Raw genomic sequence first — 10,674 nt, forward strand, 5'->3', positions numbered from 1 at the left:
GACCGACCGGGCCGGCGGCCCGCGGGCACTGACGGGGAGTGGCGGCGCGCTCTACAAGCCGTATGGCCTAGTTTGTCGCCCCATGCTGGTTGTCGATGTCGCAGTACTCGCGTCCGTCGCGGTCACGGTGGTGGCCGTGCCGCGACTGCGACGTCGCGACGCCGCGCCTGCGGACGCGAGCCGGGGGAACGGCGTGGGCGGCGGCCCTGGCCTCGCACTGTGCCTGCTGACCGCGGCCGTCTACGTCAACCAGCTGCTCTTCACCGTGTACGTCGAGCGGGTGCACGGCGGAGACCCGTCGTTCATCGCGCGGTACCTGCCGACCGGATGGTTCGATCTCGCGGACTGGTCCCTGGTGGACGCGCTGGCCCGGCACGTACCCGCGCCGGAACTGCTGGCGCCGAGCGTGCTGCGCGTGCAGGCGTTCCTGGAACTGCCGTTCGTGCTGCTCGCCTACCTGGTGGTGATGCGCTGGCTGGATCGCGGCCTGTACCGGCGGCTGGCGACCTCACCGCTTCTGTGGGCGGCCTCGGCCTCCTACACGTTCGCCTTCTGCATCGTGGAATGGGACCTGCGCAACCCGTACACGGTCGACAACATCGTGATCCGGGTGTGCGCCGCAGTGGTGACACCCCTATGGATCTCCTGGATGGCGCGACGTGAACCGGAGCGTGAGAACGAGCCTGTGTCGGGTGGGCTGGGGCTGCTGCTCTTCGCGGCCTCTACGTGGGCGTTGGGCCAACTGGTCCTGACCGTGTACGACACCGCACTTCTCTACAACCTGGGGCATGTGGGCGGGCGCCTGCCCGCCGCTCTGGTCGCCGTGGCCGGCCTCGCTGCTGCGCGCCTATGGGCGAGGCGCCTGACCGCGCGAGAACAGGGCGCGGCCCTGGCGACAGTGGTGAGCGGGCTTCGCTGGGCGCTGGCGTTCTTCTTCGTACCGGCACTGGCGGTCCGCTACGGGGTGACGTTCGGGACGCCGTTGGTCGCGCTTGCGGCTGGGATGCTCGTCTGCGTTACGGCGGCCGTCGTCGCCCTACGGGAAGGACTCGGCACTGCCGGTACGAGGCGCATTGTGGCCTGGTGCGGCCAGATGGCTGTGGCCGTCGTCGTCGGCGGGCTGCTCGGGTACGCGGCCGTACGCCTCGTCACCGACACCTACTACGAGGCCGGGCTGCTGCGCGGAGTGGCGGTGTTCTTCGTCGCGGTGGTGGGCATCTGCGCCGTGTCCGACCGCTGGATCGCCGAACGCGGTCGTGGAACGGCCCGTACGCCAACGTGACACCCGCGCCAAGCGACACGTGACATCCGCGGGGAGGCGCACGCTGGTCAGGGTGAGAGGAGAGGAGGGACGAGAACATGGGGCTGTTCAACCGGCGTAGACCGGGATCCCGGAAGCAGGGCGGCGCGAAGACGCCCGCGCCCGCGCTCGCGATCGATCCCTGCGCGCACGACCTCGCGGCGGTCGACCTTCGGGAGGCGCTGCTGCGGCACGACCACGCATGGGCGGCCGAGTTCCTCACGGCCGTGACCGAACCGGACGAGCGCGCCTTCTACCTCTCCATCTGCGCGCGGGTGCCCGGCCTGCAGGACTGGATCGGGGCCTGGACGAGGGCGGAGCCGCGCTCCACCCTGCCGTTGCTGGTACGGGGCGCGCACGCCGTCGGCTGGGCCTGGGCGGCGCGCCAAGGCACGTACAACGAGCAGGACACGCAGGACGACCGGTTCCAAGGCTTCAGCGAACGGCTGGAGCTGGCCGAGGCGTGCCTGGGTGAGGTCGCGGCCCGCGACCCGGGGGAGACGGCCGCGTGGACGTTCCTGCTCGCCGCCGCGCTGGGCGGCCGGGTGAAGCCGGACGAGGCGCACCGGAGATTCGACCGGGTCCTGGAACTGCACCCCGGACACCTCCGCGCGCACACGTACATGTTCACGTACCTGTGCGAGAAGTGGTACGGCAGCCACGAGGAGATGTTCGCGTTCGCGCGAGGCGCCGTGGCCCAGTCCCCTCCCGGGAGCCCGCTCGGACGCCTCGTCGCCGACGCGCACGTCGAGGTGTGGCTGTCCCTGCCGAAAGCCCAGGCCGAGACGTACATGGCCCAGGAGGACGTCCGGTCCGACCTGCGCGCGGCCGCCGACCACTCGATCCGCCATCCCGCCTATCGGGCGCAGGCCGGCTGGCCGGAGGTCCACAACGTGTTCGCGTTCGCCTTCGCGCTGGCGGGAGACATACCGGCGGCCAGGGAGGAGTTCCAGATCATCGGCGAGTACGTGACGGAGCTGCCCTGGGCCTACTACGCACCGGACCCCGTCGATGCCTTCTCGGCACTTCGCGAACGGGTCACCGCGGGGCTGTGACGCTTTCGCGGCGGTCGGCGCTGACATGAGTAGAGGGCGGGCGTCCGGTCGGAGCGGGGATCGGATCGCCCGCCCTTCCCATGCCGGAACGGCTCAGCACAGCGTCACTCCAAGGCAGGGCTCAGCCCAGGGCCAGAGCTTCAGTCCAGAGCTTCAGTCCAGGGGACGGAGCTCGTCGGCGTAGCTGACCGAGGCACGGCGCATCAGGCCGTCGTCGGCGATCGTGTACTGGCCGAGCCGCCACAGCGGGGGCGAGTACGCGTGGATGGAGACGCTCGCGTCCGCGACCCCGACCAGCCGGTGGATGTGGTCCGGGCCGAAGCAGAACGAGGCGTCGGCGGGCATCACGGTCTCGACATGGGCCCCGCCGATACGCGGGTTGCACTCCTCCAGGGCGCCGCTGACGACCCGTACGGCACCGGACGAGATGTCGTGGTCGTGCCAGCCGGTGTCGTTCTCGGGCGTCCAGCACAGCAGCCACACGTCGACGTACTCGTCCCGGTACAGCGAGGCGTAGTGCCGCTGATCGTCGGAGAAGCGGACATGCCGCTGCCAGAGATCCGGCTGCTTCGCCAGGGCGTCGACCAGTTCGTGTAGCTCGTGCTTGTCGAGGGCCCGGACGGGCAGATTCTGCAGGCTTTCCGCAACAGGGGCGGTAGTGGTGACCTCAGTCGGCAAGGGTTCGCTCCTCTCGGTTCGATAGACGGTGCTCGTTCGATAGACGGTGTTGCTCAAGAGACGGTGTTGGCTCAAGAGACGGCGTTAGTTCAAGAGACGGTGGGGGTTCGACACGCGGAAGGCGTGCTCGGCGGCCTCGCCCAGTGCGAGGTCGCGTGGGTCCGCGTAGGGGCGGTCCGTTCCGTGCACGACCACGTCCACGCCCAGTGCCCGTACGGCCGCGTCGGCGGCGCGGGGACCGTAGGACGAGGTCTCGACGAACGCGTTCGGGTCGACCTCTCCGCGCCCTCCGCCCCTGGCCACCAGGCGTTCCCCGTGCAGGGGAGCGAGCCCGGCGAGCATGGCGAAGCACACCCGCAGGCGGGGATGGCGAGGGCGGCCATGAGTACGGAACGCGAACCAGGCGGCGTGCATCTGCTGCACGTACGGCACCAGCGCCGGCCACCAGCCGGGCGCGCCAGGCGCGCTCGGTGCGGGACCAGGGTGGACGAAGAGCGGAAGGTCGCGCGCTTCCAGGAGATCCAGGAGCGGGGCACAGCGTTCGTAGCCTGACGCGTCGCACAGCGCCGTGGCCGGCAACTGGAGCCCGGCGAAGCCCTGATCGAGGACCTGGGCGGCCGTGGCGGCATCGACGTCTCGTACACCGGCCGCTGCCCAGGCACCGAACGGCTCGGGCAGCGCCGCCGCGCCCTGGTGGTAGGCGTCCAGCAGCGGCTGCGCCTCGTTCGCCGGCAGCCACTCGATGCCGAGCGGTGAGGACAGCGACACCAGCGCCAGGCCCAGCCCGTCCGCCCGGGCGAGATCGGCGCGCTGGGCGATGTCGTGGTCGGCCGGGTCGATCTCGAACGGCGGCTCGCCGTCCAGGTGCAGCGTCCAGCCGTCCAGGAACGGCGCCGTACGGCGCGCCCGGAGGGTCTTGATCAGTGGATCGCTCCAAAGATGCTGGTGCACATCGACCCCGGCGCCGCCCCCTGCTCGCCTCACCGACTCCCCGATCTCCTTGATCTTCCCGATCTCCCTGGACCGCCTTCCTGTGCCGCCCCCGGCCGGAAATCCCGTACCGGACATCTCGCTTATTTACTGAACCGTATCACTTAACCGGTTCAGTGAACCGGTTAAGCCCGCCCGCCGTCAAGTCGGGCGGATTCTGTCGTACGGACGGTTTAAGGTTTGCAGGGTGTCGGAAAGGCGCAAGCGCGCGACGATCCGAGAGGTGGCGCAGGCGACGGGACTGTCGCCTGCTGCCGTGTCGTACGCACTTCGCGGCATCCAGACCTCCGAGGAGACCCAGGAACGGGTCCGGGCCGCCGCCCGGGAACTCGGCTACGAGGCCCACCCGATCGCCCGTGCGCTGGCCAGCGGCCGTACCGGCATGGTCGGGCTGCTGTGCGGCTCGCTGGAGGACTACTGGCAGCAGTCGCTGGCCGTGGGCATCAGCCGGTCGCTGCTGGCCCGCGACCGCTTCGCCCTGATCGTCGACGCCTTCAGCGATCCCGATCGAGAGCTGGCCCTGGCCCGGCAGTTGCGCGACCAGCGGGTCGACGGCCTCATCGTCCAGTCGCTCGACCCGTCCGCCCCGCTGTGGGCCGAGCTGTCGGAGACCGTCCCGGTGGTGTCGATCGGCGACGCGCTGCACGGCGGCCAGTCCCAGGGCGAGGTCGTGTTCGACAACCGGCGCGGCGTCACGCTGGCCCTGGAGCACCTGCGCGAGCTGGGCCACCGGCGCGTGGTGGTCTTCACCCCCACGCTGGCCAGCACCCCCGACCGTCCCGCCGACGTGCACGTGAACGCCGAGGCCGAGCGCCTCGGGCTGGAGGTCGAGGTCGTCGTCGCGTCCCAGTCACTGGGCGAGACCACCGAGGTCGCGACCCGGATCCTGGACGGCCCCGGCCGGCCCTCCGCCGTCTTCTGCTTCTCCGACTCCATCGCCTACGGGGTCTACGCGGCGACCCGCAGGCTGGGCCTGGCCGTGCCCGGCGACGTCGCGGTCTGCGGCTACGACAACCACCCGATGTCGTCCCTGCTCACGCCGCCGCTCACCACCGTCGACTGGGACATCGACGGCATCGTGCACTCGGCCGTGCGCCTGGTCGTGGACGTCATCGAGGGCAAGCCCCGCAAGCGCCGCGTCGTCCGCGACCCCACCCTCCGCGTCCGCGAATCCACCGGTATCCCTGACCACCGGTAATTCTCTGACCACCGGCATCCCCTGACCACCGGCACCCTCTGACCACCGGTATCCCCTGGCCGGAGGGCTGGGCTCTTACTGCCCATGGCCATGGAGCGGTGGGCGCTGGCCGGGGGGAGTCAAGGAGTCGAAGGAGCCCGTGAAGGCCACGGAGTCCCGGAAGGCCGCGGCGCCCGAGGAGCCCGGGGAGCCGGGCGAGCCGGGGAAGGTGGCGGTCTGGACCAGGGGCAGCAGGCGCGCCAGTCCCGGTAGCTGGTCGGCGGCGATGGCGATGTCGGTGTCCAGCGGGCGGTCGTCGACGCTGGGGTCGAGCGCCTCGGCCGCCAGGTCGTACGCGGCGCGCAGTGCTCCGCTGGTCGGGAGCCGGCCCTGCATCCGCAGCGCGCGGACGGCCGCGACCAGTTCGCAGCCGAGCGCGATCCGGTACGCCCCGAGTGCCTCGGTGGTGGCGCGGGCCGACTGGGTGGAGAAGCCCGCGTGCTCCTCCACGCCCCGCGACAGCACCGCGCTGCCCAGCGCCGCCGGGGTGGCGAGCCGGCGGACGTCGGCCAGCGCCGAGTGCGCCACGTACTCCAGGATCATGATCCCGGAGGAGGCCTCGGTGGCTCCCTGGAACGGGTAAAGCCCGGTGAACGACGGCTCCGACAGCGTGCCCAGCCGGGCCGCGGACAGCGCCATCGTCTGGAAGAGCGCCGCGCGCGCGGCGTCCAGTGCGAGCCCCGCGTAGGCGGTGTGGAAGTTGCCGTTGTGCCAGACCGTATGGCCGACCACGTCCACCAGCGGGTTCTCGGCGGCCGCGTTGATCTCGCGGCCGATGACCGCCTCGGCGTACGTGGCGGACTCCAGGGCCGGGCCGTGGACCTGGGGGAACGCGCGGTACCCGTACGGGTCCTGGATCCGCATCGGGGCGGGGTGCTCGAACGCCAGCAGTGTCCGCATCACCGCCGCCACCTCCTGCTGCCCCGGATGCGGGCAGGCCAGGTGGACGGCCTCGGCGTACGGCTCCTTCGAGCCGCGCACCGCGAGCAGGGACAGCGCCGCGACGACGGTCGAGGCGGCCAGCAGCGTCCGCAGGTCGGTCACCGCCAGCGCCGACTCCCCGAGCGTGGCCGCGTTCGAGCTGATGAAGGCCAGCGCGTCGGCCGACCGCAGCGTGAAGCCGGGGCCGCGCGGCCGCTCGCCGTCCGGTGCGGGCAGCCAGGCGCGCTCGCCCAGCAGGCACAGGGCGGTCGAGGCCAGCGCGGTGAGGTCGCCGGTACCGATCGCCCCGTACACCGGTACGGGCGGGAGCAGGCCGAGATTGAGCGAGTCGGCCAGCGCCGCCAGCACGCCCGGATCGACGCCGGAGCCGCCGGCCGCGATCTGGTTCAGCCGGACGGTCATCATCGCGCGGACGATCTCCGGTGCCACCAGGGGCCCGGCGCCCGCCGCATGGCTGCGCAGCAGCCGCAGCCCGTGCGCGTCGGAGTCCTCCCATTCGACGCCCACCTCGCGGTTGGCACCGACCCCGGTGGTACGCCCGTACACCGGCTGCTCGGCCGCCACATCGCGGGCCACCTTCCAGGCCGTACGGGCCCGTTCGACGCCCTCGTCGGCCATGACGATCGTCACGTCCCCGCGGGCGGCCCGGGCCACTCCGGCGCACGTGAGGTTCGTCCCGTCGATAACGATTCGACTGTTCTCCACGGCCTCACGCTACTTTCTACTTTATTCCGATCGTTAAGCTAAGGATGTGCGTCGTGGCCCGATGACCGGGCGGTGCGTTGGGCCGGGAAGTGCCAAGGACTACGCTGGGTGGGTACAAAACCGATCTTCACTCCGTCGATCCTCACCTTGTCGACCTTCATACTGTTGATCTTCACACTGTCAGCGAGCGGACGAACGGCGTTGCACCGACGCCCACCGAGGACGTGAAATCGTTTGATCACCTTTGCGGGCGTGACCAAGCGCTACCCGGACGGCACCGTGGCCGTCGACGATCTCGACCTGGAGATCCCGGCAGGCCGGATCACCGTCCTGGTGGGACCGTCCGGCTGCGGCAAGACCACCACGCTGCGCATGATCAACCGGATGGTCGAGGCCACCGAGGGCACCGTGGCCATCGACGGTGAGAACGTACGCGAGATCGATCCCCCGGCGCTGCGCCGCGGCATCGGCTACGTGATCCAGCAGGCCGGGCTGTTCCCGCACCGCACGATCGTCGACAACATCGCGACCGTGCCGTACCTGCTGGGCTGGGACAAGAAGAAGGCCCGCGCCCGCGCGCACGAGCTGATGGACCGCGTCGGCCTCGATCCCCAGCTGGCCAAGCGCTACCCGGCCCAGCTGTCGGGCGGGCAGCAGCAGCGCGTCGGCGTCGCCCGCGCGCTGGCCGCCGACCCGCCGATCATGCTGATGGACGAGCCGTTCAGCGCCGTCGACCCGATCGTGCGCGGCGACCTGCAGGAGGAGTTCCTGCGGCTGCAGAGCGAGGTGGAGAAGACGATCGTCTTCGTCACCCACGACATCGACGAGGCCGTCAAGCTCGGCCACCGCATCGCGGTCTTCCAGGTCGGCGGCAGGCTCGCGCAGTACTCCACGCCAGAGGAACTGCTGGCCGAGCCCGCCAGCGACTTCGTCCGCGACTTCCTGGGCGGTGAGCGGGGCATCCGGCGGCTGCGCTTCTTCCAGGAACTGGACGCCGAGGACCCGTCCGAAACCTCCTCCGGCAGCGCGTCGAACAGCGCCTCCGGCGGCGCCTCAGGCACAGGCTCGGGTTCCGACCCTGATCCGGGCTCGGGGGCCACGTCCGCGGCGGTGGCGGACCGGTGAACCCGGTGGCCGCGCCCGCAGCCGTAGCCGCACCCGAGGGCGAGCCGCTGATCCGGTGGGACTGGATCAGCCGCAACCTGAGCAGCGACATCGCCGAGGCGCTGATCGAGCACCTGGTGCTGTCGTTCACTCCGATCCTGCTCGGACTCCTGATCGCCCTGCCGCTGGGCCTGGCCTGCGCGCGCTGGACCCGGCTCTACCCGCCGGTGCTGGCCGCCACCAGCATCCTGTACGCGGTCCCGGCGATCGGGCTGTTCGTGATCTTCGTGGCGTTCACCGGCCTGACGTACACCACGGTGATCGTCCCGCTGGCGCTCTACACGTTGTCGGTGCTGGTGCCGAGCGTCGTGGACGGTCTGCGCGCCGTACCCGACCACGTGCGGCAGTCGGCGGTCGCGATGGGCTTCGGCCCGCTGCGCCGGCTGGTCCAGGTCGAGCTGCCCATCGCCGTGCCGGTGCTGATGGCCGGGCTGCGGGTGGCCACGGTCGCCAACATCAGCCTGGTGAGCGTGGGCGCGCTGATCGGCATCGGCGGCCTCGGCCAGCTGATGGTCACGGGCATGAAGTGGCCCGGCGGCGGGTTCACCACCCCGATCATCGTCGCGATCGCGCTGATCATCCTGCTGGCGCTGGTGGCCGACATGCTGCTGCTGGTCGTCCAGCGCCTGCTCACCCCGTGGGAACGGGCGGGGCGCGGCCGTACCAAGCCCATCTCCGAGCCCGCGTCCGGCCGTGGCACGAGCGGCATCACCGGCCCCGCCACCGACCCCGCCGCCACCGGTGGGGCGGCGAGCGCTGAACAGGGAACCGCACCGGCCGAGTCGAGGGAGGCCCGGTGAACGCGATCTGGGAAGCACTGGGCTGGTTCGGCCGGTCGGCGCAGTGGGCGGGGGCCGACGGCATCCCCAACCGGCTGGTCGAGCATCTCTGGTACTCGCTGCTGGCGTTCGCGATCACCGCACTGATCGCGCTGCCGCTCGGACTGGTGCTCGGCCACCTGCGCCGGGGACGTCCCGCCGCGATGGCCGGTTTCCTGGTGCTGTCCTCGGCCAACGCGGCCCGCGCGCTGCCCACGCTCGGGCTGCTGATCCTGGCGGTGATCATCACCACCGCCGGCGATCTGGTCCCGATCCTGATCCCGCTGGTCGCGCTGGCGATCCCGCCCATCCTGGTCAACACCTACGCCGGGATCCAGCAGGTCGAGGCCGGGCTGCGGGACGCGGCCGAAGGCATGGGCATGACCGGGCGGCAGGTGCTGCTGCGGGTGGAACTGCCGGTGGCGATGCCGCTGATCCTGCTCGGCCTGCGCACCGCGCTGATCCAGATCATCTCCACCGCGACGATCGCGGCGTACGTCGGGCTCGGCGGCCTCGGCCGCTACATCGTCGACGGCTACGCCCGGCAGGACTACGACAGCATGGCGGGCGGCGCGATCCTGGTGATCCTGCTGGCCGTTGTGACCCAGATCGCCTTCGCCGCCCTGTACCGGTACGCGGTGTCCGCAGGGGTACGGCAGCGGGCGGCGGTGTCCTGAGCCGGCATGACCCGGCCCGGCATGAGACACCCCACCATGACCCGTCCCCGACGACCCGTCCCCAACGACTCGGCCCGGCAGAACAGGGCCAGGCACAAGACATGGAAGCAGGACCCGGACGCGTTCGGAGCGTCCGGTCCCGGAGGAAGGAACCCCAGATGTCCCGGATGATTCGCGGCGCCGCCGTGCTGGTCACCGCCGTGATGGCGCTGACCGCCTGCGGTGGCGGTGGTGACGGAGACCCGCTCAGCGGCGGGGACGGCGGCGGCGGCAGCATCACGATCGGTGGCGCCGACTTCCCCGAGAGCGGGCTGATCGGTGAGATCTACGCGCAGGCGCTGGAGGCCAAGAAGGTCAAGGTCGAGCGGAAGTTCAGCATCGGCTCCCGCGAGGTCTACTACGAGCAGGTCAAGAGCGGCGCCATCCAGGTGTTCCCCGAGTACAACGGGGCCCTGCTCGCTCATGTCGACAAGGAGAACCCGGCCGGCACCACCCAGGAGGTGGACGCGGCGCTCAAGCAGAAGCTGCCGCCCGAGCTGGAGATCCTGAACCCGTCGCAGGCCGAGAACAAGGACGCGCTGGTCGTCACCGCGGCCACCGCCGAGAAGTACAAGCTCAAGTCGATCGAGGACGTCAAGCCGGTCGCCGGCGAGCTGGTCGTCGGCGGCCCGCCGGAGTTCAAGACCCGGCAGCAGGGCCTGCTCGGGCTGGAGAAGGTGTACGGGCTGAAGTTCAAGGAGTTCAAGTCCCTGGACACCGCCGGCCCGATCACCGTGTCCAACCTGATCAAGGGCCAGATCCAGGCCGCCGACCTGTTCACCACCGACGCCGCGATCAAGAAGAACAACTTCGTGCCGCTGGCGGACCCCAAGAACGTGTTCGGCGCGCAGAACGTGGTGCCGCTGGTCTACAAGGCCAAGGTCGACGAGACCGTGCGCAGCGCGCTCAACGGCGTGTCGGCCAAGCTCACCACGGCCCACCTGCAGGAGATGAACACCGAGATCTCCGAGAAGAAGACCGACCCGGAGACCATCGCCAAGAACTGGCTCAGCCAGAACGGCCTCGCCTGACCCCTCGTCGACTCGTGGCGTGTTCGCCGTTCCAGGAA

General features: G+C 70.8%; 9 protein-coding genes and 1 pseudogene. 7 read left to right on the forward strand and 3 right to left on the reverse strand.

Annotated features, from left to right (window positions below; genetic code table 11):
* Nucleotides 1–82 precede the first annotated feature (82 nt).
* Both ACH34Q_RS34450 and ACH34Q_RS34455 read left to right on the forward strand, forming a co-directional pair.
* Nucleotides 83–1,282 (forward strand): hypothetical protein, encoded by a 1,200-nt coding sequence (locus ACH34Q_RS34450; RefSeq protein WP_395987324.1) that lies wholly within the window; start codon nt 83–85, stop codon nt 1,280–1,282.
* A gap of 77 nt (nt 1,283–1,359) precedes the next feature.
* Nucleotides 1,360–2,355, forward strand: coding sequence for a hypothetical protein (locus tag ACH34Q_RS34455; RefSeq protein WP_395987325.1), 996 nt, complete (start codon nt 1,360–1,362; stop codon nt 2,353–2,355).
* A gap of 153 nt (nt 2,356–2,508) precedes the next feature.
* On the opposite strand, the gene ACH34Q_RS34460 is transcribed toward ACH34Q_RS34455, so the two are convergent.
* Both ACH34Q_RS34460 and ACH34Q_RS34465 read right to left on the reverse strand, forming a co-directional pair.
* Entirely contained in the window at nt 2,509–3,033 is a 525-nt protein-coding gene (locus ACH34Q_RS34460) for a cysteine dioxygenase (RefSeq protein ID WP_395987326.1), read from the reverse strand.
* 84 nt (nt 3,034–3,117) lie between these two features.
* Nucleotides 3,118–4,017, reverse strand: a complete 900-nt coding sequence (locus tag ACH34Q_RS34465) for an amidohydrolase family protein (protein ID WP_395987327.1) — start codon at nt 4,015–4,017, stop codon at nt 3,118–3,120.
* A gap of 229 nt (nt 4,018–4,246) precedes the next feature.
* On the opposite strand from ACH34Q_RS34465, the gene ACH34Q_RS34470 reads away from it, so the two are divergent.
* Nucleotides 4,247–5,221, forward strand: a complete 975-nt coding sequence (locus tag ACH34Q_RS34470; RefSeq protein WP_395987328.1) for a LacI family DNA-binding transcriptional regulator — start codon at nt 4,247–4,249, stop codon at nt 5,219–5,221.
* Between the two features lie 75 nt (nt 5,222–5,296).
* Here ACH34Q_RS34470 and ACH34Q_RS34475 read toward each other — a convergent pair whose 3' ends face one another.
* On the reverse strand, nt 5,297–6,907 hold the full coding sequence (locus ACH34Q_RS34475) for an aromatic amino acid ammonia-lyase (RefSeq protein WP_395987329.1): 1,611 nt from the start codon (nt 6,905–6,907) through the stop codon (nt 5,297–5,299).
* Between the two features lie 234 nt (nt 6,908–7,141).
* Between ACH34Q_RS34475 and ACH34Q_RS34480 the strand changes: the two are divergent.
* The 4 genes and pseudogenes from ACH34Q_RS34480 to ACH34Q_RS34495 form a co-directional block, all read left to right on the forward strand.
* A pseudogene (locus ACH34Q_RS34480) lies at nt 7,142–7,888 on the forward strand (ABC transporter ATP-binding protein); the annotation flags it as partial.
* 149 nt (nt 7,889–8,037) lie between these two features.
* Nucleotides 8,038–8,871: an ABC transporter permease gene (locus tag ACH34Q_RS34485; RefSeq protein WP_395987330.1), complete on the forward strand. Its 834-nt coding sequence runs from the start codon at nt 8,038–8,040 to the stop codon at nt 8,869–8,871.
* The gene (locus ACH34Q_RS34490) at nt 8,868–9,566 is read left to right on the forward strand and encodes an ABC transporter permease (RefSeq protein WP_395987331.1); all 699 of its coding nucleotides are present in this window, start codon (nt 8,868–8,870) and stop codon (nt 9,564–9,566) included. Before ACH34Q_RS34485 ends, ACH34Q_RS34490 begins: the two co-directional genes overlap by 4 nt.
* A 158-nt stretch (nt 9,567–9,724) precedes the next feature.
* Nucleotides 9,725–10,636 carry an ABC transporter substrate-binding protein gene (locus ACH34Q_RS34495; protein ID WP_395987332.1) on the forward strand — a complete coding sequence of 304 codons (912 nt, stop codon included), beginning with the start codon at nt 9,725–9,727 and terminating at the stop codon, nt 10,634–10,636.
* The last annotated feature ends 38 nt before the right edge of the window (nt 10,637–10,674 follow it).

This window comes from Actinomadura sp. 9N407 (genome assembly GCF_044326315.1).
Classification (GTDB): domain Bacteria; phylum Actinomycetota; class Actinomycetes; order Streptosporangiales; family Streptosporangiaceae; genus Spirillospora.